Source organism: Anaeromyxobacter dehalogenans 2CP-C (assembly GCF_000013385.1).
GTDB classification, from domain to species: Bacteria; Myxococcota; Myxococcia; order Myxococcales; family Anaeromyxobacteraceae; genus Anaeromyxobacter; species Anaeromyxobacter dehalogenans_B.
The window spans coordinates 128613-153140 of sequence record NC_007760.1; the positions used below are offsets into that span (position 1 = coordinate 128613).

The 24528-nt window shown below is 75.1% G+C and carries 23 protein-coding genes; 7 read left to right on the forward strand and 16 right to left on the reverse strand.

The window, feature by feature from the left end; translation table 11 throughout:
- Positions 1 to 2 precede the first annotated feature (2 nt).
- The 8 genes from ADEH_RS00565 to ADEH_RS00600 all read right to left on the reverse strand — a co-directional run bounded on the left by ADEH_RS00565 (position 3) and on the right by ADEH_RS00600 (position 11091).
- Positions 3 to 1496, reverse strand: coding sequence for a two-component system sensor histidine kinase NtrB (locus tag ADEH_RS00565; protein WP_011419167.1), 1494 nt, complete (start codon positions 1494 to 1496; stop codon positions 3 to 5).
- Positions 1493 to 2422, reverse strand: a complete 930-nt coding sequence (locus ADEH_RS00570) for a cytochrome c3 family protein (RefSeq protein ID WP_011419168.1) — start codon at positions 2420 to 2422, stop codon at positions 1493 to 1495. Before ADEH_RS00570 ends, ADEH_RS00565 begins: the two co-directional genes overlap by 4 nt.
- Before the next feature lie 117 nt (positions 2423 to 2539).
- Positions 2540 to 4234, reverse strand: coding sequence for a cytochrome b/b6 domain-containing protein (locus tag ADEH_RS00575; RefSeq protein WP_041453237.1), 1695 nt, complete (start codon positions 4232 to 4234; stop codon positions 2540 to 2542).
- A 255-nt stretch (positions 4235 to 4489) separates the two neighbouring features.
- The gene (locus ADEH_RS00580) at positions 4490 to 4798 is read right to left on the reverse strand and encodes a hypothetical protein (RefSeq protein WP_011419170.1); all 309 of its coding nucleotides are present in this window, start codon (positions 4796 to 4798) and stop codon (positions 4490 to 4492) included.
- A 201-nt stretch (positions 4799 to 4999) separates the two neighbouring features.
- Positions 5000 to 6745, reverse strand: a complete 1746-nt coding sequence (locus ADEH_RS00585; RefSeq protein WP_011419171.1) for a M14 family zinc carboxypeptidase — start codon at positions 6743 to 6745, stop codon at positions 5000 to 5002.
- Between the two features lie 70 nt (positions 6746 to 6815).
- Positions 6816 to 7850 carry a rod shape-determining protein gene (locus tag ADEH_RS00590; protein ID WP_011419172.1) on the reverse strand — a complete coding sequence of 345 codons (1035 nt, stop codon included), beginning with the start codon at positions 7848 to 7850 and terminating at the stop codon, positions 6816 to 6818.
- 131 nt (positions 7851 to 7981) lie between these two features.
- On the reverse strand, positions 7982 to 9016 hold the full coding sequence (locus tag ADEH_RS00595; RefSeq protein WP_011419173.1) for a rod shape-determining protein: 1035 nt from the start codon (positions 9014 to 9016) through the stop codon (positions 7982 to 7984).
- A 50-nt stretch (positions 9017 to 9066) separates the two neighbouring features.
- Positions 9067 to 11091, reverse strand: coding sequence for an alpha/beta hydrolase family protein (locus ADEH_RS00600; protein WP_011419174.1), 2025 nt, complete (start codon positions 11089 to 11091; stop codon positions 9067 to 9069).
- Positions 11092 to 11187: 96 nt separating this feature from the next.
- Here ADEH_RS00600 and ADEH_RS00605 point away from each other — a divergent pair, with 96 nt between their 5' ends.
- Entirely contained in the window at positions 11188 to 12954 is a 1767-nt protein-coding gene (locus tag ADEH_RS00605) for a serine/threonine-protein kinase (protein ID WP_011419175.1), read from the forward strand.
- A 51-nt stretch (positions 12955 to 13005) separates the two neighbouring features.
- Here the strand turns inward: ADEH_RS00605 and rplI are convergent, their stop codons facing one another.
- The 8 genes from rplI to ispE all read right to left on the reverse strand — a co-directional run bounded on the left by rplI (position 13006) and on the right by ispE (position 18316).
- Positions 13006 to 13455 (reverse strand): 50S ribosomal protein L9, encoded by a 450-nt coding sequence (gene rplI, locus ADEH_RS00610; protein ID WP_011419176.1) that lies wholly within the window; start codon positions 13453 to 13455, stop codon positions 13006 to 13008.
- A 12-nt stretch (positions 13456 to 13467) separates the two neighbouring features.
- Entirely contained in the window at positions 13468 to 13875 is a 408-nt protein-coding gene (rpsR, locus tag ADEH_RS00615) for a 30S ribosomal protein S18 (protein WP_011419177.1), read from the reverse strand.
- A 3-nt stretch (positions 13876 to 13878) separates the two neighbouring features.
- Complete coding sequence (gene rpsF, locus ADEH_RS00620) at positions 13879 to 14325, reverse strand: 30S ribosomal protein S6 (protein WP_011419178.1); 447 nt, start codon at positions 14323 to 14325, stop codon at positions 13879 to 13881.
- Between the two features lie 105 nt (positions 14326 to 14430).
- Entirely contained in the window at positions 14431 to 15009 is a 579-nt protein-coding gene (gene pth, locus ADEH_RS00625) for an aminoacyl-tRNA hydrolase (protein WP_011419179.1), read from the reverse strand.
- A 9-nt stretch (positions 15010 to 15018) separates the two neighbouring features.
- Complete coding sequence (locus tag ADEH_RS00630; RefSeq protein WP_011419180.1) at positions 15019 to 15741, reverse strand: 50S ribosomal protein L25/general stress protein Ctc; 723 nt, start codon at positions 15739 to 15741, stop codon at positions 15019 to 15021.
- A gap of 273 nt (positions 15742 to 16014) precedes the next feature.
- A complete protein-coding gene (locus ADEH_RS00635; RefSeq protein WP_011419181.1) occupies positions 16015 to 16980 on the reverse strand; it encodes a ribose-phosphate pyrophosphokinase in 966 nt (321 codons plus the stop codon).
- Between the two features lie 149 nt (positions 16981 to 17129).
- On the reverse strand, positions 17130 to 17435 hold the full coding sequence (gene spoVG, locus ADEH_RS00640; RefSeq protein ID WP_011419182.1) for a septation regulator SpoVG: 306 nt from the start codon (positions 17433 to 17435) through the stop codon (positions 17130 to 17132).
- A complete protein-coding gene (ispE, locus tag ADEH_RS00645; protein WP_011419183.1) occupies positions 17375 to 18316 on the reverse strand; it encodes a 4-(cytidine 5'-diphospho)-2-C-methyl-D-erythritol kinase in 942 nt (313 codons plus the stop codon). The genes spoVG and ispE overlap by 61 nt, the downstream gene beginning before the upstream one ends.
- A 149-nt stretch (positions 18317 to 18465) precedes the next feature.
- On the opposite strand from ispE, the gene ADEH_RS00650 reads away from it, so the two are divergent.
- The 6 genes from ADEH_RS00650 to ADEH_RS00675 all read left to right on the forward strand — a co-directional run bounded on the left by ADEH_RS00650 (position 18466) and on the right by ADEH_RS00675 (position 24516).
- A complete protein-coding gene (locus tag ADEH_RS00650) occupies positions 18466 to 18819 on the forward strand; it encodes an SH3 domain-containing protein (protein WP_011419184.1) in 354 nt (117 codons plus the stop codon).
- A gap of 164 nt (positions 18820 to 18983) precedes the next feature.
- The gene (locus tag ADEH_RS00655; protein ID WP_011419185.1) at positions 18984 to 19331 is read left to right on the forward strand and encodes a cupredoxin domain-containing protein; all 348 of its coding nucleotides are present in this window, start codon (positions 18984 to 18986) and stop codon (positions 19329 to 19331) included.
- A 109-nt stretch (positions 19332 to 19440) separates the two neighbouring features.
- Positions 19441 to 20256: a uracil phosphoribosyltransferase gene (locus ADEH_RS00660; protein WP_012524212.1), complete on the forward strand. Its 816-nt coding sequence runs from the start codon at positions 19441 to 19443 to the stop codon at positions 20254 to 20256.
- On the forward strand, positions 20249 to 20776 hold the full coding sequence (gene hpt / locus ADEH_RS00665) for a hypoxanthine phosphoribosyltransferase (RefSeq protein WP_011419187.1): 528 nt from the start codon (positions 20249 to 20251) through the stop codon (positions 20774 to 20776). The genes ADEH_RS00660 and hpt overlap by 8 nt, the downstream gene beginning before the upstream one ends.
- 18 nt (positions 20777 to 20794) lie before the next feature.
- The gene (locus ADEH_RS00670; protein WP_011419188.1) at positions 20795 to 21601 is read left to right on the forward strand and encodes a hypothetical protein; all 807 of its coding nucleotides are present in this window, start codon (positions 20795 to 20797) and stop codon (positions 21599 to 21601) included.
- 71 nt (positions 21602 to 21672) lie between these two features.
- The gene (locus ADEH_RS00675) at positions 21673 to 24516 is read left to right on the forward strand and encodes a methyltransferase domain-containing protein (protein WP_011419189.1); all 2844 of its coding nucleotides are present in this window, start codon (positions 21673 to 21675) and stop codon (positions 24514 to 24516) included.
- Positions 24517 to 24528 lie beyond the last annotated feature (12 nt).

The window sequence follows — 24528 nt, forward strand, 5'->3', positions numbered from 1 at the left end:
GGCTACCCCGCGCCTCCGGCCGCGGCGTCCGCGGCGGCGCCGGCCTCGGCGGCCGGCAGGTGGACCCGGAACGTGGCGCCGGCGCCGGGCGCCCCGGCCACCTCCACCGTGCCGCCGTGCGCCTCGGCGGCCTGGCGCACGATGGCGAGGCCGAGGCCCGTCCCGGTCGCCTTGGTGGTGAAGAACGGCTCGAACACGTGCGCGGCCGCGTCGGGGTCGATGCCGGGGCCGGTGTCCTGGAACTCGACCACCAGGCCGCCCGGCTCGCGCAGCGCCCGGACGGTGAGCTTCCCGCCGCGGTCCTGCATGGCCTGCACCGCGTTCACGCCCAGGTTGAGGAAGGCCTGCCGGAGCAGCTCCGCGTCCGCGAGCAGCTCGGGCAGGCCGGGCTCGACCTCCACCGCGCGCTCCACCTTCGCGTGCGCCGCGGCCGGGCCGAGCACCTCCACCGCCTCGCGCAGGATGGGCTCGACCGGCTGCACCAGCGGGTGGACCGTGCGCGCCCGCGCGAACACCAGGAAGCGCTCGATGAGCCCGGCGGCCCGGGTCACCTCGCGGCGGATCGCCTCCACGTCGGAGCGGTGCGGCGAGTCGTCGGGCAGCTCGCGCGAGGTGACCGCGGCGTAGCCGCGGATGACGTTCAGCGAGTTGCCGAGCTCGTGCGCGAACCCGGCCGCGATGCCGCCCAGCGTGGCCAGCCGGTCGGCGCGCAGCACCTCGCGGGTCTTCTGCGCCACGCGCTCCTCCAGCTCGGCGATGAGCCGCTGGTTCTCGGCGCGCCGCTCGTCGAGCCGGGCGGACATGTGGTTGAAGGCGCGGACGAGGTCCACCAGCTCCCGGTCCTCGGGCTCCTCCAGGCGGACGCCGCGCTCCTCGGCGAGCGACTCGGCCGCGCTGGCGAGCGAGACGAGCGGCTGCGTCACCTGGCGGATGAAGATGGCCGCGAGCAGGTGCCCGAGCGCGATCCAGAACGCCGCCACCGCCGCCGCGCCCCAGGCGAGGTCGCGGGCGGCGCCCACCACCTCCTCGTGCGTGAAGTCCACCCGCACCGCGCCCACCACCGCGCCGGCGCGCACGATGGGCGCGGAGGCGACGATGCCCTCCGGCCGCACCAGGCGCGAGAGCGTCTGCAGCGGCCAGTCCGCCGCCTGGAACTCGGTCGGCGGCACGCCGTCGGGGCAGGGCTCGCCGGTCCGCGACACGCACGCGAGCACCTTGCCGGCGGAGTCCACGATCCAGGCGCGGTCGAGCGGGGCGGAGGAGACCAGCCGCTCGAGGAGCGCCGGCAGCGCCTCCGGGCCGCCCGGGTCCACCCCGCCCTCGCGCACCCAGTGCGAGGCGCCGGTGGCGGTGGTCGAGGCGAGCGCCACGCCCTCGCGGAGCAGGAGCTCCTGCCCGCGCACCAGCTCGCGCCAGAGCGCCACCGCGGTCACGCCGGACATGGCGAAGATGATCACGCCGGCGATGAGCACGAACAGCTTGAGGCGCAGCGTCATCGCACGCCCCCGTCCTCGGTCGGGAAGGAGGGCAGCGGGGCGCCCACGAACGCGTGGCAGGTGGTGCAGGCGGTGCCCTCGGCGTGGGCCTTGCCCGACGGATGGCAGCGCAGGCAGTCGGCCTGCTCGGCGGTCCAGGTGTGCGGCTTGTGGCACTCGAGGCAGGCGCGGTGGCCGCGGTGCGTGTGCAGGCCGCCCTTCGCCATCTTGTCGTCGCCGTGGCACTCGGCGCAGGCCGCCAGCGTCTGGCCCTCGGGCCGGTGCGGGCGGTGGCAGGCGCTGCAGCTCATCTCCATGGGCGCGCCGTGGTCCGCCCCGTGCTCGTTCATGGGCGCGTGGATGCCCTGCGCGGTGTGGCAGCGCATGCAGTCGCGGCGGGTGGGGCGCAGGCCCTGCTCGCTGCCCAGGAACTCGTGGCAGGCGAAGCAGTGCAGCGCGGCCATCTTCTCGACGCCCACCGCGTGCTTCGGGTGGCACTCCTCGCACTTCTTCGCCACCGGCTCGAAGCCGTGCATGGAGGCCGCGTGGCAGCGCACGCAGGCGATGCCGCGCTCCTGGTAGTGGATGCGGTGGCCGCGCGAGTTGCCCACCTGCGGCCAGCGCGGGTCGTGGGAGAAGTGGCACTCCGCGCAGGCGCCCACCTCCACCTCGGCGTGCTTCCCCTTGGGCTTCTGGCCGGCCAGGAACGCGCGCAGCATGGCGAGGCCCTGCTCCGGCGTGGAGTGGTGGCAGCGCTGGCAGGAGACGCTCCGGTGCGTCCCGCCCATCCACAGCGCGAACTCGGGGCTGGCGCGGTGGCAGGTGGCGCACAGGCGCGGGTCCTCGTCCACGAACTCCTTGAAGCGCAGGAACCCCGCCACGAGCCCGACGAGCGCCAGCGCGGCGAGCCCTGCCAGGACCGTCTTCGCGTTCCTCGAGAGGCGCATGCGATCCCGCGATTCTAGCCCGTTCCGCGCGATTCCCGGAGCCCGCCGCCGGAAAGGGAAGGGGCCGCACGGAATCCCGTGCGGCCCCCGAGGTGCCCCGACCCGGCGAGCGCCCGGCTACAGGTCGTCCTTCAGCCGGTCGTACTCCAGCGGATGCTCGTGCTTCATCGCCTCGACCGAGATGCGCCCGTTCAGCCAGGCCCAGTTCATCGGGAAGATCGAGGGCTTCAGGTGCACGTTGTAGAAGTGGACCGTGAAGAGGAACAGGATGGCGAGCGTCGCCTCCTCGCCGTGGATGATCTGCGCGGCGGTGATGAGCCAGCCCGGCGCCCAGCTCGCGAACCAGACCGGGAACCAGAAGATGAACCCGGTGCCGACCATCATCACGATGCCCCAGAACACGGCCCAGTAGTCGAACTTCTCCAGGTACATGTACCGGTCGAACTTCGGCCGCTCCTTCTTCACGCCCATCATGAAGAGGATGTTGTCGCGCATGTCGAGCGCGTCCTTCGGGACGGGGAGCATCGACAGCGGCAGCCGCTTCTTGGAGGCGAGGAACGTCAGGTAGAACAGGTGGTAGGCGGCCGAGATGATGATGAGGACCGCGCCGACCCGGTGCCAGGTGGCCGCGCCCTCGGCGCCGCCGAACACCTTCATGAACGCGCGCGAGTAGGTGGCCGCCTCGGCGTCGCCGGCGCCGCGCAGCGGCCAGCCGGTGATGCCGAGCAGGATGACGCCCGAGAGCATGAACCAGTGCTGGATGCGCTGGTGGATGTCGAAGCGGATGACCGAGCGGACCGCGTCCGCGCTCGGGCCGTGGCCGGCCTTCTTCGCGAGCCGGCTGCGCAGCTCGTAGACGAAGTCCACCAGCACGTGGAACGCGAAGAACAGCAGCGTCAGCGTGGTGAGCCAGGAGAACGCCACGTGGACGAGGTGCGGGATGACGCTCCCGCCGGTCTCGTGCAGCGGCTTGTGCGCCACCAGGCCGGCGAACGTGTCGGTCGCGCCGGCGTGGCAGCGGGCGCAGGCCTGCTTCTTGTTCGCCGCGCTCACCGTGGACGCGGGATCGGTCTTCGACAGGATGGCGTGCGTGCCGCCCGCGTCGGGCGCGGCCGCGTGGCAGCTCACGCAGGTCGGCGCCGCCGCGTTGCCCACCCGCGTCAGCCGGCCGTGGATCGAGTCGTGGTAGGTGATGACCGCCTCGGGGTCGAGCCCGGCGGCCTCGGCGAACGCCTCGTTCCCGTGGCAGGCCTCGCAGCGCTTCGTCATCTCGCGGCGGTCGGCCGGCACCGGCACGCGCTTGCCGTCCTTCGGCGCGTACTCGGCGAGCTTCGCCGGGAGCGCGTGCGGGGAGCCGTGGCAGGAGGCGCAGGTCGCGCCCGGCGCCTTGGTGTCCTGCGCGAGCCACTTGCCGTGCACCGACTTCGCGAACGCCTCGGCCTCGGTCGTGTGGCAGCTCTGGCAGGCGAGGTAGGCGCGCGGCGCGGTCACGCCGTGCTTCGCCTCGCCCTCGCCCCAGGCGCCCTTCGCCAGGCGCGCCACGGTGGCCTGCTCGGCGGCGGAGAGCGCGGGCAGCTCGCCCTCGTGCGGGCCCTCCTTGTAGCCGGCGTGGCAGTCGGTGCAGCCCACCTCGGCCTGGCCGTGGACCGAGCCGGGGAAGGCCTTGAAGTCCACCTCGGGCGCGCCGCCGCCCTTGTCGTGGCACATGAGGCAGGACTCGGCGTCGGCCGGCAGCTTCGGGGCGGGCTTCGCCTCCTCGGCGCGGGCGGCGGTCGAGAGGAGGAGGGCAATGGCAAGGAGGGTGGCTCGCATAGGCGTGGTCCGCGTGTGCAACCGATGTGCCCCGGTCCGGTGCCGGGGCGATGACTCAACCCACGGACAGGACTCGGATTTGCGTGTGGTCAAGGGACAGGGTGACGCAGGGTTTGCGCGGTGCAGGGGTGCGGCGGAAAGGATCTGCGCGATGGCGCGCGCGCCCATCCGCGCACGGCGGGTTCCCCAGGGTGGGGGGGAAGAGGCGGGCCCGGCCTCGCGGCCGGGCCGCCCCGGGGTCCCCGCCCGCGAAGGTCAGCGGCCCGACTGCTCCTGCGCGACCGGGCGGCGCCCGGCGATGGTCAGGATCGCGCCCACCGCCGCGCCGGCGGCCGCGCCGGCCACCGCGAACAGCGAGGCGACGCCCACCACGCCGAGGCCCATGCCGAACACGATGAGGCCGCGGACGAGCAGGGTGGGCTGCACCGGCGTGCCGACGATCCCGCCCGCCAGCAGCAGGCCGGCGTAGCCGCCGTAGAGCAGCGCCGGGAGGAGCGCGACGGCGAGGAACAGCGCGAGGCCGATGCCGGCGCCGATGAGGGAGGGGAGCTTGTTCTGGGCCATGGCGTTCTCCTGGAGTCGCTGCGGGTTCGAGGTTCCCGGGGGCGCCACCGTGGCGCGCCACCGTCGTCCCCCCGCTACTGCAGGAGCGCGGCCAGCCCCGCCCGACGCGATCTCGCGGGGTTGGCCGCGGCGCTGTCGGGAACTCCCGACCCGCTGCCGGGCCCGCCGGACGCGGACCGGCGCGGGCGTCGGGCCGCGGCCTCAGGGCCGGCGGGCGGCGCGCAGCACCGGGTAGAGCCGGTAGGCCTCGTCGTGGGCCGGGTGGCGCCGGTGGAAGAACTCGAGCCGCGCGGCCGGGTCCTTCGCGAACGCCGGGTCGGCGAGCCGCCGCTCGAACTCCGCCTTGACCGCCGGATCCTTCGCGAGCAGCGCCCGGGCCCACGGGTCGAGCACGTAGTCCTCGATGTACTCCTTCTTCTCGAACGCGGTGGCGAACGCGCCCCAGGCCACGAACGCGTCGGGCCCGGCCGGATCGAGCAGCATGGCGGCGAGCGGCGCGAGCGGCTGCGCCGACGGGACCCAGAGCCAGCCGGGGGCGAGGTCGCGCGCCTCCGGCGCCCAGGCGCCGGCGAGCGTGGTCTGGTGCCGGCCCTCGAACGACTGCGCCTTCGTCTCGACCGCGGTGGCGCGGAACGCCTCCACCTGCGCGGCGGCTCGACGGGACGCCATCCGCTCGAAGGCGATGCCGTGCAGCCGGAGCTTCCCGGCCATCCACCCCGCGTGCGCGGCCGGGACGATCCAGCCGCCCATCGGGACGCGCGCCCGCGCGGTGACCACCAGCTCGTCCACGACCGGGACGTTCCACACCTCCGGCCGCGTCTCGTCGTAGCGCGGGACCTTCTTCCCGAGCACCGGCGAGTCCTCGCGGACGTAGGCGTAGCCCTGGAACGCGAGCGGCCGCGTGCGCGACCCGGGCGCCCAGCCGAGCTCCACCTCCCGCCCGCCCGCGGCCGCGCCCTCGCGGTCCGCGCGGTCGGCGGCGGCGCGCCAGCGGCCGCCCCGCTCGGCGGCGAGGTCGAGCAGCGCGCGCACGAAGTGGGCGGTCGCCTTCACCCGGTGCGCATACGGCCGCCAGGAGTGCGTCTCGAGCAGGATGCCGAAGCGGTTCCGCGCGGCCCAGTAGCCGTGGCCGAAGCGGATGGGCGCGGGGTAGGGGGCGAAGCCGGAGGCGGGATCGCCGTCCTCGCGGAGCGAAGGGTAGAAGTCGAGCGGCAGGTGGCCGGCCGCGGCGAGCCGCTCGACCAGCGCGGCCGAGAGCGCCGCGCCCTCCTCGCGCATGGCCGGCGAGTAGCCCTGGCGCGGCTCGACCATCACCGCGAGGTCGTGCTGGAACTGCGCGCCGTCGGTGACGTGGAGGTCGCCGAGGGCGATGGGGTCCCAGGCGTCCATGAGCCGGAGCACCGCCTGCGTCTCCGGCGCCTGCGCCGCGACGTAGTCGCGGTTCAGGTTCAGGTTCTGCGCCGTCGTGCGCCAGCCGGAGGCCTCCGGCCCGCGCTGGTTGGGCCGGTGGTTCGGCCCGAAGCGCTCGTGACCGTCCGCGTTCAGCACCGGCACGAACAGCGCCGTGACCTTCGCGAGCGGCCCGCCGTCCCGCGAGGCGAGCAGGTCGCGGAGCACCATGAACCCGGCGTCCTTGCCGTCGATCTCGGCGGCGTGGATGCCGCCCTGCAGGAGCACCACCGGCCGGCGCGCGGCCCGCGCGGCGCGGGCATCGAGCCCCCCGCCCGCGCTCGCCACGAGCGCCACCAGCGGCCGGCCCTCCGGCGTCTCGCCGAAGGTGAGGCAGCGGGCGCGCGCCGGGTGCGCGGCGGCGAGCCCGCGGCACAGCCGGACCGCCTCGTCGTAGCGGCCGGTCTCCCGGAAGCCGGTCTTCTCGGCGGTGGTGGTGAGGTCGGCGCGGGCGGCGAGCGCGAGCGCGAGGAGCGGGGCGAGGGTGGGCGCGAGCATGCTGGGCGCACATCCTAAGCGCCCGGCCGGCCGGCATCCACCTCGCGTGAGGGTGCGCCGCGGACGGCGCTCAGCCCTGCGCCGTCACCTGGCGGAGGATGTCGAGCTCCTCGAGCGCCTTGCCCGCGCCGATGACGACGGCGGAGAGGGGGTCCTCGGCGAGGAAGACGGGGAGGCCGGTCTCCTCGCGGAGGAGGACGTCGAGGTTCTTGAGGAGGGCGCCGCCGCCGGCGAGGACGATGCCGCGGTCGGCGATGTCGCCGGCGAGCTCGGGAGGCGTGCGCTCGAGGGTGACCTTCACCGCCTCGACGACGCCGTTGACGGGCTCGGCGAGGGCCTCGCGGATCTCGGAGGAGGTGACGGTGAGGGTGCGGGGGACACCGGCCACGAGGTCGCGGCCCTTGATGTCCATGGTCAGCTCCTCCTCGGTGGGATAGGCGGTGCCGATGCCCATCTTGATGAGCTCGGCGGTGCGCTCGCCGATGAGGAGGTTGTACTTGCGCTTGACGTGCTGGATGATCGCCTCGTCCATCTTGTCGCCGGCGACGCGGACGGAGCGGGAGTAGACGATGCCGCCGAGGGAGATGACGGCGACGTCGGAGGTGCCGCCGCCGATGTCCACGATCATGTTGCCGGAGGGCTCGGTGATGGGGAGCCCGGCGCCGATGGCGGCGGCCATGGGCTGCTCGATGAGGTAGACCTCGCGGGCCCCGGCGGACTCGGCGGCCTCGCGGACGGCGCGCTTCTCGACCTCGGTGATGCCCGACGGGATCCCGATGATGATCCGGGGCTTCACGAAGCTCTTCCGGTTGTGCGCCGTCTGGATGAAGTGCTTCAGCATCGCCGCCGTGACCTCGAAGTCGGCGATGACGCCGTCCTTCATCGGCCGGATGGCGACGATGTTGCCCGGGGTGCGCCCGAGCATCTCCTTCGCCTCCTTCCCGACGGCGAGCACGCGGCGGCTGCCGCGCCCGTCGGCCTGGACGGCCACGACGCTGGGCTCGTTCGACACGATGCCCATGCCGCGGATGTAGATGAGGGTGTTGGCGGTCCCGAGATCGATCGCGAGATCGCGCGACAGGATGTTGTGGACGAAGTTCAGCACGGTGGTTGCCTACTACAACACGGTCCGCGGCCAAACCCTTTCTGCGAGTTGGGCGCGGATCGCGGATTCGCCCACCCCCGATCGCGGGAACGCCTCACCGGACGTGAAGGCGCCCGCCCGGTCGGAGGAGATCAGCCCTGGGCGGTGACCTGGCGGAGGATGTCGAGCTCCTCGAGCGCCTTGCCCGCGCCGATGACGACGGCGGAGAGGGGGTCCTCGGCGAGGAAGACGGGGAGGCCGGTCTCCTCGCGGAGGAGGACGTCGAGGTTCTTGAGGAGGGCGCCGCCGCCGGCGAGGACGATGCCGCGGTCGGCGATGTCGCCGGCGAGCTCGGGAGGCGTGCGCTCGAGGGTGACCTTCACCGCCTCGACGACGCCGTTGACGGGCTCGGCGAGGGCCTCGCGGATCTCGGAGGAGGTGACGGTGAGGGTGCGGGGGACACCGGCCACGAGGTCGCGGCCCTTGATGTCCATGGTCAGCTCCTCCTCGGTGGGATAGGCGGTGCCGATGCCCATCTTGATGAGCTCGGCGGTGCGCTCGCCGATGAGGAGGTTGTACTTGCGCTTGACGTGCTGGATGATCGCCTCGTCCATCTTGTCGCCGGCGACGCGGACGGAGCGGGAGTAGACGATGCCGCCGAGGGAGATGACGGCGACGTCGGAGGTGCCGCCGCCGATGTCCACGATCATGTTGCCGGAGGGCTCGGTGATGGGGAGCCCGGCGCCGATGGCGGCGGCCATGGGCTGCTCGATGAGGTAGACCTCGCGGGCCCCGGCGGACTCGGCGGCCTCGCGGACGGCGCGCTTCTCGACCTCGGTGATGCCCGACGGGATCCCGATGATGATCCGGGGCTTCACGAAGCTCTTCCGGTTGTGCGCCGCCTGGATGAAGTACTTCAGCATCGCCGCGGTGACCTCGAAGTCGGCGATGACGCCGTCCTTCATCGGCCGGATGGCGACGATGTTCCCGGGCGTGCGCCCGAGCATCTCCTTCGCCTCCTTGCCGACCGCGAGCACCTTGCGGCCGCTCCGCGACTCCTGCTGGACCGCCACCACGCTGGGCTCGTTCGACACGATGCCCATGCCGCGGATGTAGATGAGGGTGTTGGCGGTCCCGAGGTCGATCGCGAGATCGCGGGACATCATGTTGTGAAGCCAGTCGAGCACGGCGGGTCCGGACTATAGCAGGGGGTTCGAGGGCGACAAGGTCCCGGCCATCATCGCGGCGCGCTCGCCTGCGGCGCAGGCGAATCCAGCCAGCGCCCGATCCAGCCGAGCACCTCGTCGTGGAACACCTTCGCGTTGCGCGGCTTCAGCACCCAGTGCCCCTCGTCCGGGAACACCATCAGGCGGGACGGGATCCCGCGCCGCTGGAGCGCGGTGAACGCCGCGAACCCCTGCGTCACGGTGACGCGGAAGTCCTTCTCCCCGTGCGAGATCAGCGTCGGCGTCCGCCACTGCTTCACGAACGCGCTCGGCGACCAGCGCTCGAACGCCTCCGGCGTCTCCCACGGACGGCCCAGCTCCCATTCGGGGAACCAGAGCTCCTCGGTGTCGTAGTAGGCCATGCGCAGGTCGAAGTTGCCGGCGTGCGCCACCAGGCAGCGGAACCGGTCGGTCTGGCCGTTGATCCAGTTCACCATGTACCCGCCGTAGCTCGCGCCGGCGGCGCACATCCGGCCCCCGTCGGCGGCGCCGGTGGCGACCGCGGCGTCGGTGAGCCGCATGATGTCGTCGTACGGGGTGCCGCCCCAGTTCGCCCGGACGGCGTCGGTGTAGCCCTGGCCGAAGCCGGTCGAGCCGCGCGGGTTGGGCAGCACCACGGTCCAGCCCCGGGCCGCGTAGAGCATCGGGTTCCAGCGGAAGCTCCAGGCGTCGTTCCAGGCGCCCTGCGGGCCGCCGTGGACGAGCACCACCGCCGGGTGGCGCTCGCCGTCGCGGTGGCCGGGCGGCAGCACCATCCACCCGTGCAGCGCCTGCCCGTCCTTGCCGGTGGCGGAGAGCGGGCGCACCTCGCCGAGCGCGATCCCGGCCAGCCCCTTCGCGCCGAGCGCCGTGAGCGGCCGCGGCTGCGCGCCGCGCCCGCCCGGCTCGAGCACCGCCACCTCCGGCGGCGCGGCGAGCCCGTCCACCAGCGCCGCCAGCCGCGCGCCGTCGCGCGACCAGCTCACGCGGGCGAGGTTCCGCCCGCGGTACAGCTCGGTGACCTTGCCGGCGAGGTCCACCTCGTACAGCGCGTGGACGCCCTCGCTCTCGGCGGTGAACCGGAGCGCCTTGCCGCCGCGGGCCCACACGAGATCCGCCGCGGAGCGGTCGAACCCGGCGGTGAGGTCGCGCGCGCCCGAGCCGTCGGCCGCCGCCACCATCACGTGGTAGCGGTCCGCCTCGTAGCCGGCGCGCGGCTGCGCCAGCCAGGCGAGGCGCTTGCCGTCGGGCGACGGGCGCGGCGCGCCGTCCCAGCCCGGCGCGATGGTGACGCGGCGGGGCGTCCCGCCGGCGAGCGGGACCGCGTACACGTCGCCGTTCGTGGAGGTGGCCTCCACCGGATCCGACACCGCCACGTAGTAGAGCGTCTTCCCGTCGGGCGAGAACGCCAGGTCGTCGCCCGAGCCGCGCTGCACCGGCGGCGCGTCGCGGTCGCCCGGGGTGAGGTCCACGGCGGCGCCGCCGTCGAGCGGCACGCGGACGAGGTGCGTGCGCACGCGCTCGCGCCACTCGTCCCAGTGCCGGAACAGGAGCCGGTCGGCGAGGTGCGGGCGGACCTCGGCGGCCGCGTCCGCCTTCCGGTTGCAGGCGGCGTCGGCGCCGCAGGCCGGGTCCACGTCGCTGGCGACGACCAGCGCGGCGCCGTCTGGGGTGAAGCGGAGCTCGGAGACGCCGCCGGGCAGGTCCGTCACCCGCCGGGCCTCGCCGCCCTGGAGGTCGAGCACCCACGCCTGCGTGCCGCCCTTGCGGTTGGAGAGGAACGCGATCCGGCGCCCGTCGGGCGAGAACGCCGGCGAGGACACCCGCTCCTCGCCGAACGTGAGCCGGCGCGCGGCGCCGCCCGCGGCGGGCACGAGGTGCAGCGCCGAGACGAGCTTCTCGCCGCCGGGCGCCGAGGTGGCGACGGTGTACGCGACGCTGGCGCCGTCCGGCGAGATGGCCGCGTCGCCCGCGCGCTCCAGGGCGAGCAGGTCGTCTACGGTGAAGGGGCGGGGGACCGATGCGAGGGCGAGCGCGACGAGCGCGGCGGTGAGCATGGGGCGGACTTTCTACCACGTCGCACCGGCGCGCGATCCCGATGCCGCGGGGACTTTCCGGGTCCGGCGACGCCGGGATACTCTCGCGGCGAGCGCATGCCCGGCCCCCTGGCGATCCCCGACCTCCGCGCCCCGTGCCCCGGCTGCGGACACCTCGCGGAGCCGGCCGGCGGGCCGCTGAACTTCTGCCCGCGCTGCGGCCTCGACCTGCGCGAGACGGCGCGCCGCGCGCCGCCGCCGGACCCGCTGGTGGGCCGGGTGATCGCGGACCGCTACCGGCTCGTCTCCCTGCTCGGCGAGGGCGGCATGGGCGCGGTCTACCGGGCCGAGCACGTGCAGATGGGCAAGGCGCTCGCGGTGAAGGTGCTGCGGGGCGACTTCGCCCGCGACCCGTCCGCCGCGGAGCGCTTCCGCGCCGAGGCGCGCATCGTGTCGCGCCTCTCGCACCCGCACACCATCGCGGTCTTCGACTTCGGCGAGCTGCCCGAGCGCGGCTTCTACCTCGCCATGGAGTACGTGCCCGGGCAGGACCTGGCGCGCGCGCTGCGCGAGGGCGGCGCGTTCTCCGAGGCGCGGGCGGTCGGCGTCGCTCAGCAGGTGCTCGGGTCGCTGGCCGAGGCGCACGAGGCGGGCGTGGTCCACCGCGACATGAAGCCCGCGAACGTGATGCTGATGCAGGCGCGGCCGGGCGAGGACTTCGCGAAGGTGCTCGACTTCGGGATCGCGAAGCTGCGCGACGAGGCGGGCGGCGCCACCACCGGCGCGGGCGCGGTGGTGGGCACGCCGAGCTGCCTCGCGCCGGAGCAGGCCCGCGGCGGCCCGGTGGACGCGCGCGCCGACCTCTACGCCATGGGCTGCCTGCTGTACGAGCTCGTGTCCGGGCGGCCGCCGTTCACCGCGGCGAGCCCGGTGGCGGTGATCACCGCGCACCTCCACGATCCGCCGCCGCCGCTCCGGCAGGTCGCCCCGGGCGTCTCGCCGCGCCTCGCCGAGGTGGTCCACCGCGCGCTCCGCAAGGATCCCGCCGAGCGGTTCCCGAGCGCGGACGCGATGCGCGCCGCGCTCGCCGGGCCCGGGCACCCGGCCCGCCCGTCCCGCCGCCCCGCGCTCCCCCGGGCCGCGGGCGAGCTCGAGCTGGCGAGCCGGGAGGACTTCCGCGACGGCCTGGAGCAGGGCGCGCTGGAGCGGCAGGTGGGCGTGCTGCGCCCGCAGCGGCTCGTCACGCCCGCCGGGGCCGCGCTGGTGGCGGCCGTCGCGCTCGCCGCCGGGGCCGCCTGGCGCTGGGACGACCTGTACGCGGCGCTCGCCGACCGCGCGCCCGGGATCGCGGCGCGGGTGCCGGCGGCGCTCCGCCCGGCCGCGGCCGCCTGGGTGGAGCGCGAGCCGAACGACGGCGCGGCGGAGGCGACGCCGCTCCCGCTGCTCCCGCGCGCGGACGGCGTGCCCGCCGCGGAGGTGCGCGGCGCCGTCGGCGCGCCGCGCCGGCCGGACGAGGGCGACCTCGACGTGTACCGCCTGGCCGTGCCGGACGGCGCGGGCCGGCGGGTGCTGCGGGCGCGCTGGCACGCGGCGGGGGCCGCGCCGGACCAGGGCATCCCGGGGCTCGCGGTGACGCTCTCGCTCAACCGGGCGCCGGCCGGGGCCGAGCGGGCGCCGCTCGTGGCCGCCGCCGGCGAGGGCGGGCCGGGCGCGGCCGAGGCGCTCTCGGCCGAGGTCGAGCCGGGCACCTACTGGCTGTCGGTGCGCGAGCGGCACGCGGCGGGCGCCGCGCCGGCCGGGCGGCCGGACGCGCCCTACGCGCTCGAGGTGGAGCTCGCGCCGCCGGCGCCGGGCGAGGCCGCGACGCGCGCACCGCAAAAATGAGAAGGGCCGGCGGGAGCCGGCCCTTCGGAGCTTCGGGATGACGCCGGGCGGCTACTCCGCCTCGGCCTCCACGGTGACCTTGACCTTGCCGGCCACCTCGGAGTGCAGCTTCACCGGCACCTCGAACTCGCCCAGGGTCTTGATGGGCTCGTCGAGGACGATGGAGCGGCGGTCGAGCTGCACGCCGCGGGCGGCGAGCGCCTCGGCCACGTCCAGCGCGGTGACCGAGCCGTAGAGCTTGTCCTGCTCGCCCACCTTGCGCTTCAGCGTGACCGGGGTCTCGCTGAGCCGCTTGGCGACCGCCTGGGCCGAGGCCTTCAGCTTCGCGGCCTTGGCGGCGGCGACCGCCTTCTGGTGCTCGAGCTCCTTCACGTTCTTCGGATTCGCGGAGACCGCGAGCCCGCGCGGCAGGAGGTAGTTCCGCCCGTAGCCGGGCTTCACGTCCACCAGGTCGCCGCCCTTTCCGAGATTCTCGACGTCTTCACGGAGGATGAGCTTCATGGCGGCGCTCCTTTACATCTGCCCGACGGTGTAGGGCAGGATCGCGAGCATCCGGCCGCGCTTGATGGCGGTGGCCACCTCGCGCTGGTGCTTCGCGCAGTTCCCGCTGATGCGGCGGGGGATGATCTTGCCGCGCTCGGTGAGGAAGTACTTCATCTGGCCCTGGTCCTTGTAGTCGACCTTCAGCGTCTTGTCGGCGCAGAACCGGCAGACCTTGCGCCGGCCGAAGCCGCGCCGCCCGCCGCCCTCGTCGCCGCCGCGGTCGTCGCGGTCGCCACGGTCGCCGCGATCACCGCCGCGGCCGCCGCCGAACCCGCCACCCCCGAAGCCGCCGCCGCCGCCACCACCGCCGAAGCCGCCGCTGCGAGGACCGCCGAAACCGCCACCCATCTTCGGACCACCCATGTCAGGACGCGCCATGGCTCACTCCTCCTGCCCTTCCGGCGCCTCGGCCTCGAACGGCTCCTCGCCGCCCTCGGGGCGCTCCTCGCGAGGCTTCTGCTCGTCATCGACGGCCTGGATCTTCACGTCGGCCTCGACCTGGCGGGCGTCGAAGTCCACGCCGTCGGCCAGCTTCACCGACTGGAACTTCGTGACCACGTCGATCATCTTGAGGTTGCGCTCGAGCTCGGTCACGAGCCCGGGCTTGCCGATGTACAGGCAGTGCATGTACAGGGCCTTCGCGTTCTTCGCGACCGGGAAGGCGGTCTTGCGCTTGCCCTGGTTGGTGAACCGGATCACCTTCCCACCCTGGCGGCTCACCACCCCGCGCAGGCGCTCCTTGATCTCGTCCACCTGCTCGTCCGGCGTCTCGGACTTGAGCAGGTAGATCGTCTCGTACTCGCGCACGAGCTGCTTCGTCTCTGCCATGTCGCTCCCCTCGGGTTCGGTAGCGGCGGTTCGCCCGCCGCGAGGAGTCGTTCCCGCCAATCCGGCCCGCCGGCCCGATGCCGGCGCGTCCGGTGCTGCCTCGCTTCACTCCGCCGCGCGGGAGCGGCGGTTCACCTGGTTCATCGCCTTCGCGGCGCCCAGCTCGACCGCGAGCCGCGTCGCCTCGACCGCCTGCTCGACGCACAGGTCGAGCTCGGCATCCTCGCCCTTCGCGAACTTCCCCAGCACGTAGTCGGCCGGGTCCATCCGCGGTGGCGGGCGGCCCACGCCCACGCGCACGCGCGCGTACTCGGGGCTGCCCACGTGGGCGTTCACGCTCTTCACGCCGTTGTGCCCGCCGTGGCCGCCGCCGACCTTGAGCTGGACGCGGAACGGCTCCAGCTCCAGGTCGTCGTGCACCACCACGAGGTCGTCGAGCCCCAGCTTCCAGAACCGCAGGGCCGCGCCGACCGCCTCGCCGGAGTGGTTCATGTAGGTCTGGGGCTTCAGGATCCAGACCCGCTCCGGCCCGAGGCGGGCCTCGGCGAGCTCCGCCGCGAACTTCTTCGCGGTGAAGCTCGCCCCCGCGAGCTGCGCCAGCCGATCCGCCACCACGAAGCCGACGTTGTGGCGGGTGCGGGCGTATTCCTCGCCGGGGTTGCCGAGGCCGACCACGAGCTTCAAGCGACGCCCTTACTTCTTGCCCTTGTCGCCGCCCTTGGCCTCGCCGCCCTTGGCAGGGGCAGCGCCCGCGGCCGGGGCCGCGCCGGCGGCCGGAGCCGCAGCGCCCGCGGCCGGAGCCGCGCCCTCGGCAGGAGCCGCGCCCGGGACCGCCGCAGCGACCGGCGCCGCGACCTCCTCCTTCTCGGGCACCGCGACGAAGACGACCACGTAGTCCGTCTGGAACTTGAACTTGCAGCCCTCGGGCGCCTTCAGCTCCGAGACGTGGAGCGACCGGCCGATCTTCAGCTCGGTGACGTCCACCTCGATGCGCACCGGGATCTTGTTCGGCAGCGCCTCGACCACGATGGCGTGCGCGGCGACCGAGAGGATGCCGCCCTCGGCCACGCCGGCGGCGCGGCCGACGGTGACCACCGGGACGTTCACCTTCACCGGCTGGTCCATGCTCACCTCGAGGAAGTCCGCGTGCAGCAGCTTCCGGGTGACCGGATCGACGGTGTAGTCCTTGAACAGCACGTGCTTCGAGGCGCCTTCCACCTGCAGCTCGAGCAGCGTGTTGAACTTGTGGGGCGTCTCGATGGCCTTCAGCAGCGTGGCCGGGTCGAGCGCGACGTGGGTGGGCTCCCGCTTGCCGCCGTAGACGACCGCGGGGATGAGGCCCTGCTGGCGAAGCCGGCGGGCGGGACCCTTGCCCTGCTCGGTGCGCTTCTGGGCGCTGAGGACGTTCTCTGCCATCTTTTCCTCCCAATGGACTCGCGCCTCGCTCCGGAGCGCGCGGGGGGCCGTCGCGAACAAGCGCATGGGCCCTGGGTGGTTGTCGGAGGCCACTCGCTCGTCGAGGGGCCGTCGGGAACGCGGGGAATTAGCCGAAAACCCCCGCGAGGTCAAGGGTTCTGGATCTCGCCCGCCAACGACCGCCAGCCGGGAGGGCCCCAGCCAAAGGCTGGGGAGGGGTGCAACCCCTCCCCGCGGGGACCTCGCTCGGCGGGGCGAGGGCGCAGCCCTCGTTCAAACGAACAGCGACGACAGCGAATCGGCCGAGTGGATCCGCCGGATGGCCTCGGCGAGCAGGCCGGCGACCGACAGCGTCCGGATCTTCGGGCAGGAGGCGGCGGGCGGGGCGAGCTGGATCGAGTCGGTCACCACCACCTCCTCGATCGGGCTCTTCATGATCCGGTCCACCGCCGGGCCGGACAGCACCGCGTGCGTCGCGTACGCGAACACCCGCGTCGCGCCCTTGTCCACGAGCGCGTTGGCGGCCTGGGTGAGCGTGCCGGCGGTGTCGATCATGTCGTCGAGCAGCACCGCCACCTTCCCGTTCACGTCGCCGATGACGTTCATGATCTCGGCGACGTTCGGCTTGGTGCGCCGCTTGTCCACGATGCCGAGGCCGGCGCCGAGCCGCTTCGAGTAGGCGCGCGCGCGCTCGACGCCGCCCGCGTCCGGCGAGACGATCACGAGGTCCTGCGTCAGGCCGTCGAAGCGCTTGCGCATGTGCTCGAGCAGCACCGGCGCGGCGTAGAGGTGGTCGAACGGCACGTTGAAGAAGCCCTGGATCTGCCCGGCGTGCATGTCCATCGAGACGACGCGCGTCGCGCCGGCGGCCTCGATGAGGTCGGCGATGAGCTTCGCGGTGATGGGCACGCGGGGCGCGACCTTCCGGTCCTGGCGCGCGTAGCCGTAGTACGGCAGCACCGCGTTGATGGAGCCGGCCGACGCGCGCTTCAGCGCGTCGATCATGATGAGCAGCTCCATCAGGTTGGTGTTCGCGTCGGGCGAGGTGGACTGGATGATGAACGTGTCCAGGCCGCGGACGTTCTCGCCGATCTCGACCTGGATCTCGCCGTCGGAGAAGCGGCCGACGGTCGCGCGCGCCAGCGGGCGCCCCAGCTCCTTCGCGATGGCCTCCGCCAGCGGCCGGTTCGCGTTGCCGCAGAAGACCCGGTAGTCGGGGTAGTGACCGTTGCTCGCCATGGCGCCCTGGCTCCCTTCAATCCCGCAAAGATGGAAGGCGACGCGCACGCCCGGAGGCCGTCGCCGGACGTCGGATCGTCGAAAGGGCGCCCTTATACCGGATGGGTCCCACGCCGTCGACCGGGCGCTGCGTGAACCGCATCCGCGGCTCAGTCCTCGTGGGGATCCGTGCCGGTGGCCCGCGCCGGCGCCGCCGCGCCCTTCTTCAGCTCGCGGTCGTACTCGGCGAGGATGGTGCGCTCCATCTTCTCGCGCGTGTCCGAGTTGAGCGGGTGGGCGATGTCCTTGAACGTGCCGTCCTTGCGGCGCTTGGCCGGCATGGCGATGAACAGGCCGGTGTTGCCGTGGATCACCTTCAGATCGCGGATCACGAAGCAGTGGTCGAGGGTGATCGTCACGTAGGCCTTGAGCTTCTCCTCGTTGACGGGGAAGACGCGGACCTCGGTGATCTCCATGGCGATACCCTCGGATGCCGTCGCACCGTCCGCGCGAGGAGGACCTGCACGCCCGCCGCGCCCCCCTTCGCCCTGCCCTGGATCGCTAACGCCGCCCCGCGCGCCGCGCCTCGGCCCGGGAAGACTCCGAAGACCGTCGGCCCGCTGCCGGACATTATAGCGGCCGTCGCCCCCGCCCCCACAAGCAGCCCAAGCAGCGCCTGGAGCGCGGGCTTGCGTGCCACGCAGGGCGCCTGGAGATCGTTCCCCAGCAGGGACGGCCGCCACCGCCCCGGACGGCCCAGACGGCGGGGGGCCTGCGGCCCGCCGGCGCGCGCCTCGTCGAGCCAGCGGTAGGCGTCGCCGGCCCGGATCGCGAGCGACGGATCCGCCGGGTACACGAGCACGAGGTCGAGCGGCGGCACGTCGGCGGGGGAGAGCCGCTCGCCGCGCCCGGCCGCCCAGGCCGGCCCCGGCCCGAGGAAGAACGGCACGTCCGAGCCGATCTCGAGCGCGAGCGCGGCGAGCGCGGCGCGGTCGCGCACGCGGAACGCGCGGGCGAGGCAGCGGAGCACCGCCGCCGCGTCCGACGAGCCCCCGCCCAGCCCGGCGGTCACCGGCGTCCGCTTCTCGATCCGGATCGACACCGCGCGATCGACGCCGAAGCGCCGCCGGAACGCCTCCGCCGCGCGCGCCGCCAGGTTCTCCGGACCGTGAAGCTCGGGCCGGCCCGGCACCGTGCAGCGGACCGGGCCGCGGCGCGCGGAGACGCGCACGTCCACGCGATCGCCGAGATCGAGCGGGACCATGAGCGTGCGCAGGTCGTGGTACCCGTCCGCGCGGACGGGGCCCACGCGCAGCACGAGGTTCACCTTGGCCGGGGCGAGCGTGACGAGGCGCACGGACAGGCCTCTATCACGCCCAGGCGCGGCGGTGCGCCGGGCCCGCGCGCCGATGCGCGTGTCACGGAGGCGCGCGCGCTTACTCTCTGTCCCCGAGGGCGCGGACCGCACGCGCGGCCGGCGCGCCTCTTCTTCGGAGGAACACCGAAATGAACTCGACGTTCGCCCGCGCGGCGGCTTGCGCCGCGCTGCTCGCCGCGGCCGGTTGCCGCAGCGCCTTCGCTCCCGAGCCCGTGCTCAAGCTCTCCTCGGCGCCCGCCGCCGAGCACCCCGCGACCGTCGTCCAGGCCGCCGAGCTCCGCTCCGGTCCGGACGGGCTCGCCAAGGTCCTCGGGACCGTGGCGGCCGGCACCACGGTGACCGCGTCCGACAAGCCGATCCGCGGCTTCCTGCGCGTGCGCACCGCCGACGGCAAGTCCGGCTACGTGCCGCAGGCGGCGGTGTCCGCGACCGCCGCGGCCAGCGCGCCGGCCCCGGCGCCCGCCGGCGCCGTCGCGCCGTAGCGGCGGCCTCCGCGCCGGGCGCCACGGGCGCGGGGGCAGCTCGCCTCCGCGCCCGCGACGTTCCGGGCCCCCACGCGCTCCGCGGCGGGGCGGGCGGGGCCGCGCTAGGATGCCCACCGCCCCGCGGCCTCCGCCGCGGCGCGACGCCCGGAGGAGCACCCGCCATGACCCGCACCGCGATCCTGCCGCTCGCCGCCCTCGCCGCCGTCCTCGCGCTCGCGCCCGCCTGCAAGGGCGACGACGCGAAGGAGCAGGTGGTGAAGGTCACCGTGACGAAGAACGGCTACGAGCCCTGGCGCATCGAGGCCAGGGCGGGCCGCCCGCTCACGCTCGTCATGACCCGGGTGACCGACGAGACGTGCGCCACCGAGATCGTCATCCCGGACCTCGGCATGAACGTGCCGCTGCCGCTCAACGAGACGGTGATGGTGCGCCTCGTGCCGCAGAAGACGGGCGAGCTCCGCTTCTCCTGCGGCATGAAGATGTTCCAGGGCGTCATCGACGTGAAGTGAGACCGGCGCGGTGCGCCGCCGGCGAGCGTCCCGGCGCCGGCTCCCCGCGGCCGGGGCGCGCAAATTTGGCAGGAGGCTTCCGGGCCGACCCGCATTATGCTCCCGGCCCGTGCGAGACCTGAGCTACGACCACGTCCCCTACCGGATGAGCGAGATCGAGCACCGGTACGGCGAGAACGTCCACATCGTCGCGAACCCCTTCCTGCTCGGCGCGCTCGCGACGCTGTGCTCGAAGGAGACCCGCCAGCCGGCCATCAACCGTCTGGTCCGGCTGCTGTACGAGGACCTCATCCGCACCGTGATGAACCACGAGTTCCCGCGGCGCCGGGTGGCGGTCCCCACCCGCATGATCGACAGCTCGCCGCAGGCGATCTTCGAGGGCGAGGTGGTGGACCGGCAGGTGCGCGCGGTGACGGTGAACATCGCCCGCGCCGGCGCGGTGCCGTCGCAGCTCGTCTACGACCTGCTGAACGAGACGCTCGAGCCGTCGCTGGTCCGCCAGGACCACATCATCATGAGCCGGATGCTGGGCGAGAACGAGGAGGTCGTGGGCGCCGGCATCGGCGGGATGAAGATCGGCGGGGACGTGGACGACGCGTTCCTGCTGTTCCCCGACCCGATGGGCGCGACCGGCTCGTCGCTCGCGACCGCCATCGAGACCTACAAGAAGAAGGTGCCCGGCAAGGCGAGGCGGATCGTGAACATCCACCTCATCGTCACCCCCGAGTACCTGCGCAACATGACGAAAGCCCACCCCGACGTGCGGATCTACGCGATCCGGCTCGACCGCGGCCTCTCCCCGCCCGACGTCCTCGCCACCGTCCCCGGCACGCGCTGGGACGAGGAGCGCGGGCTCGACGACCACCAGTACATCGTCCCCGGGGGCGGCGGCTTCGGGGAGATCATGAACAACGCCTATGTCTAGCAGCCGCGCCGGCCTCGACGTGCTCATCTCCGAGGCGGACCTCCGGGCCCGCGTCGAGCAGATGGGCGCCGACGTCACCCGCGACTACGCGGGGAAGAACCTCGTCGTCATCGGCGTGCTGAAGGGCAGCTTCATCTTCCTCGCCGACCTGGTGCGCGCCATCGACCTGCCGCTGTCGGTGGACTTCATCGGCATCAGCTCGTACCAGGGCACGCGCACCACCGGCGTCGTCCAGATCACGAGCGACCTGACCCGGCCCATCGACGGCAAGGACGTGCTGCTCGTCGAGGACATCATCGACACCGGCCTCACCATGCGGTACCTGCTCGAGAACCTCTCCACCCGCAAGCCGGCCAGCGTGCGGATCGCGGCGCTGCTCGAGAAGCCGGCGCGGGCGCAGGTGAAGATCCCCATCGACTACCGCGGCTTCGTCATCGGCGACGAGTTCGTGGTGGGCTACGGGCTCGACTGGGACGGCAAGATGCGGAACCTGCCGTTCATCGGCGTTCCGCGAAAGTAGCTCCCGGAGGACATCGACATGGCGGACGAGACCACGCGCGCGCGCGCCGGATCCGGCGCGAAGGCGCTGCTCGCCTGGGTGGCCATCCTGGGCCTCGCCGGCGTGGTGGCGTGGCTCGCCTCCGAGCGGAACGCGCGCACCTGGTACCTGGTGCCGGACGAGGGCCGGCTGGTGGTGATGAAGGGGCTCATGCTGCCGGTGGGGCGGCAGGCGTTCGCCACCGACGACCCGGCGCTCGCCGCCGCCTACGCGCCGCTCGTGCCGCCGCCGGGGAAGCCGCTCCCGGCCGAGCGCGCCTTCGAGGAGCGGAGCCTGCTCGACCAGGGGCTGTTCGACCTGCTCGCCGGCTGGGCGCGGGAGGAGGTCGCCACCGGCGACCCGGCCCGCCTCGAGCGCGGCCTCGGGTACCTCGGGCGCGCCGAGCGGCTGGCCGGGATCTCCCCGGCGCAGCGCGACGAGCTCGGCGCCATCCGCGCCGAGTCCGGCTACCACGAGGCGCGGCGGCTGCTGGAGCGCGCCGCCGCCGAGCTGCGCGACGCCGCCGAGAAGCTCCGGGTCACCGCCGGCTCCCGCTCGTCCCGCGCCATGGACGCGCAGCTGCTCCTGAAGCAGCTCGAGCCCGCGGTGGACGCCACCCTCGGCGCGATCCGCACCGCGGCCAGGGCCGAGCCCGCCGCCGCGGAGCAGGGCGCCGGGACGCCGCCCGCCGCGGGCGAGCCGGCCCCCGCCGCCGCCCCGGCGCCGGATCACGCGCCGGCCGCCCCGCCGGCCGCCGCGCCCGCCGGGCCGGCCGCCCAGCTGCCCCCGTCCGGCGAGGGGCGGTAGGGCGCCCGCGCACCCCCGCCGCCCCGGCGCCGCGCACGGACCGGCCCTCCGCCGGTGTACCATCCGGCGCCATGGCCTCCTTTCACGCCCGGAACGGCACCGGCGAGCTGCTCGCGCGCTACGCGTTCGTCGAGCCCCTCCTCGAGGGACGGCGGATCCTCGAGATCGGCGCGGCGGCCGCCACCGAGGGGGCGACCGCCGGCTTCCTCGCCGAGCGGGGCGCGGCCGAGGTCGTGTCCATCGAGGAGGACGGCGCCGCGCTCGGCGCCGCGGCGCGCGGGCCGCACGCACCCTACGTGCAGTTCCGCGCGGCCCGCCCCGAGGACCTGCCCGCCGGCGCCTTCGACGTGGTGCTGCTCGCCGACGGCGCGGCGCTCGCCGCCGACCCCGGCCGCGCCGCGGCGCTGGCGCGCCTGCTCGCGCCGGGCGGCCGGCTCGTCACCGCGGTGGACGCGGGCGGACCGGGCCTCGCCGATCTCGCCGGCGAGCCGCGCGGCGCGGCGCCGCCGGGGTACGAGGCGTTCGTGGGCGCGCTGGTGGGCCGCTTCCCGCAGGTGGAGGTGGCGGCGCAGTCGGCCACGCTGGGCTGGGTGTTCGGGATGGGCGGCGGCTCCGGCGAGGAGCCGGAGCTGTCCATGGACGGCTCGCTCGCCGGGACCGCCGAGACGGCGGCGTACGTGGCGGTGTGCGGCGACGCGCCCTGCGGGCTGTCGGGCTTCACGCTGGTGGCGCTGCCGGCGGGGCCGCTCCTCGAGGAGGGCGCGGCCGGCGCGGCCTCCGCCGCGGTGCGGGCGCTCGCCGCCGACGCGCTGCGCGAGCGGGCCGAGGCGCTCGCGGCCCGCGATCTCGCGCTCGGCGAGCGCGACGAGGCCGCCGAGGAGCGCGAGCGGCTCCGCGCCGAGCTGGACGCGGCCGTCGCCGCCGGGGTGGACGCCGCGCGCGCCCGGGACCGCGTGCTCGCCGAGGCCGCCGCGGATCGCGACCGCGCCGCGCGCGCCGAGCAGGCGGCCGCGGCCGCCGCCGACGCGCGGGACGCGGCGCTCGCCGCCCGCGAGGCGCTCGCGCGCGAGCTGGACGCGATCCGGGCGGGCGTGGACGACCTGCGCCGCTCGCGCGAGGCGGTGGAGGCGGAGGTGGACCGCCTCCGCGCCGGCGCCGAGCTGGGCGACGCGCGGGCGCGGGAGCTGGAGGCGATGCTCGACGCCGAGCGCGGCGGCGCGGCGGACGCGCGGGCCGAGCTGGAGCGGGCCGAGGTCGTGATCGCGGAGCGCACCCACGAGCTCGCCGAGGCGCGGGCCGCGCTCGCGACCCAGGCCGGGGCGGTGGCGCAGGCGGACGAGGCCCGCGCGCGGGCCGACGCCGCGCTGGCCGAGCGGCGCGAGGCGGCGGCGGAGGCCGAGGCGGCGCTGCAGGCGGCGCGCTCCGAGGCGCAGGCGGCCAAGGCCGCGCTGGAGGCGGCGCTGGAGCGCGCCTCGGTGGGCGAGGCCCGGCTGCCGGAGCTGGAGGAGGCGCTGGAGGCCCGCGCGCACGAGGCGGCGGAGGCGGAGGCGGCGCTGCGCGAGGCGCGCGACCGGATCGCGGCGCTGGAGGCCGAGGCGGAGCGCGGCCGCGAGGCGCTGGCCGAGGCGCGCGCGGCGGAGGAGGTGGCGCGCCTCGACGCGGGCTCGGCCCGGGCCGAGGCCGGCCGGGCGCTGGTGGACGCCGAGGCGGCGCGCGAGGAGGCGGGGCGCCTGGCCGGCGAGCTCCGGAGCGCCGAGGCCGCCCGCGCGCAGGCCGCCGCGGAGGCGGAGCCGCTGCGCGCCGAGGCCGACGCGGCCCGCGCGCGCGCCGAGCGGCTCGCCGGGGAGGCGGAGGCCGCGCGCGCCGTCCTCGTCGAGCGGGAGCGCGCCGACGCGGCGCGCGACGCCGAGCTGCGCGAGGCGGCCGAGGCGCGGGCCGAGGCGCTCGCCGCGGGCGCGGGCGAGGTGGAGCAGCTCACCGCCGCGCTGGCCGGCGCGGCGGCCGCGGCCGGGGAGGCCGCCGCGGTGCGCGAGGCGCTCGAGGCGCGGGTCGCCGAGCTGGAGGCGCGGCTGGAGAGCGAGGCGGAGCGGGCGCACCTGGTGGAGGCGCGCGCGGCGGAGGCGCTGGCGCGCCTCGAGGGGCTGGAGGAGGCCGGCGCCGCGCACGAGGCGGAGCAGGGCGCGGCGGTCCGGACGGCCGAGGCGCGCGCGGAGCAGGCGGAGGCGGCCGCCCGCGCGGCGGAGGCCCGCGCCGCCGCGGCCGAGGCCCGCCCGGCGACGCCGGCGCGAGACGCCGGGCTGGAGGCGGAGCTCGCCGCCGCCCGGAGCGCCGCCGACGTGGCCGGGGCGCAGGCGGCGGAGCTCGAGGCCGAGCTGCAGGCGGTGCGCTGGGAGAAGGACGAGATCGAGCAGCGGCTCCAGTCGCTCACCGCCTCGGGCGCGCTGGGCGGGGCCGGCGAGCTGAGCCGGCTCCGCGACGAGCTCGCCGCGCGCGCGGGCGAGGGCGCGCTCCTGCGCAAGGAGATCCAGCGGCTCGAGGCGCAGGTGGCGGAGCTGACGGCCCGCCCGCTCGCCGCGCCCGCGCCCGCCGAGGAGGCGGAGGCGGTCCGCCGGGCCGCCGCCCGCGCCGCGGAGCTGGAGGACCGGCTCGCCGAGGCGCTCCGGCGCGCCGCCGACGCGGAGGCCGCCGCCGAGGCGGCCCGGGCCGCGCCGGCGCCCTTGCCGGCCGCCGCGCCGGGCGAGGCGCTGAAGCGCGCCGCGCAGGAGAAGGACGCGATCGCCGCGCAGGTCGCCGAGCGCGACCAGAAGATCGCGCGGCTGCAGCGCGAGGTGGCCGACAAGACCGAGCGGCTGGGCCGGCTCGCCAAGGAGATGGGCGAGCTGAAGGCGCGCGGCTTCGGCAAGATCTTCCGCTAGGGGAATCCGCAC

Bases quoted from the DNA above. Each gene is read 5' to 3' on its own strand.
- ADEH_RS00600 (WP_011419174.1), bottom strand. From the start codon at position 11,091: ATGCTCACCGCCGCGCTCGTCGCGCTCGCCCTCGCATCGGTCCCCCGC.
- rplI (WP_011419176.1), bottom strand. From the start codon at position 13,455: ATGAAGCTCATCCTCCGTGAAGACGTCGAGAATCTCGGAAAGGGCGGC.
- ADEH_RS00670 (WP_011419188.1), top strand. From the start codon at position 20,795: ATGGCGGACGAGACCACGCGCGCGCGCGCCGGATCCGGCGCGAAGGCG.
- rpsF (WP_011419178.1), bottom strand. From the start codon at position 14,325: ATGGCAGAGACGAAGCAGCTCGTGCGCGAGTACGAGACGATCTACCTG.
- ADEH_RS00605 (WP_011419175.1), top strand. From the start codon at position 11,188: ATGCCCGGCCCCCTGGCGATCCCCGACCTCCGCGCCCCGTGCCCCGGC.
- ADEH_RS00570 (WP_011419168.1), bottom strand. From the start codon at position 2,422: ATGCGCCTCTCGAGGAACGCGAAGACGGTCCTGGCAGGGCTCGCCGCG.
- ADEH_RS00675 (WP_011419189.1), top strand. From the start codon at position 21,673: ATGGCCTCCTTTCACGCCCGGAACGGCACCGGCGAGCTGCTCGCGCGC.
- ADEH_RS00655 (WP_011419185.1), top strand. From the start codon at position 18,984: ATGACCCGCACCGCGATCCTGCCGCTCGCCGCCCTCGCCGCCGTCCTC.
- ADEH_RS00580 (WP_011419170.1), bottom strand. From the start codon at position 4,798: ATGGCCCAGAACAAGCTCCCCTCCCTCATCGGCGCCGGCATCGGCCTC.
- ADEH_RS00630 (WP_011419180.1), bottom strand. From the start codon at position 15,741: ATGGCAGAGAACGTCCTCAGCGCCCAGAAGCGCACCGAGCAGGGCAAG.
- spoVG (WP_011419182.1), bottom strand. From the start codon at position 17,435: ATGGAGATCACCGAGGTCCGCGTCTTCCCCGTCAACGAGGAGAAGCTC.
- rpsR (WP_011419177.1), bottom strand. From the start codon at position 13,875: ATGGCGCGTCCTGACATGGGTGGTCCGAAGATGGGTGGCGGTTTCGGC.
- ADEH_RS00575 (WP_041453237.1), bottom strand. From the start codon at position 4,234: ATGCGAGCCACCCTCCTTGCCATTGCCCTCCTCCTCTCGACCGCCGCC.
- ADEH_RS00635 (WP_011419181.1), bottom strand. From the start codon at position 16,980: ATGGCGAGCAACGGTCACTACCCCGACTACCGGGTCTTCTGCGGCAAC.
- ADEH_RS00565 (WP_011419167.1), bottom strand. From the start codon at position 1,496: ATGACGCTGCGCCTCAAGCTGTTCGTGCTCATCGCCGGCGTGATCATC.
- ADEH_RS00650 (WP_011419184.1), top strand. From the start codon at position 18,466: ATGAACTCGACGTTCGCCCGCGCGGCGGCTTGCGCCGCGCTGCTCGCC.
- ADEH_RS00585 (WP_011419171.1), bottom strand. From the start codon at position 6,745: ATGCTCGCGCCCACCCTCGCCCCGCTCCTCGCGCTCGCGCTCGCCGCC.
- hpt (WP_011419187.1), top strand. From the start codon at position 20,249: ATGTCTAGCAGCCGCGCCGGCCTCGACGTGCTCATCTCCGAGGCGGAC.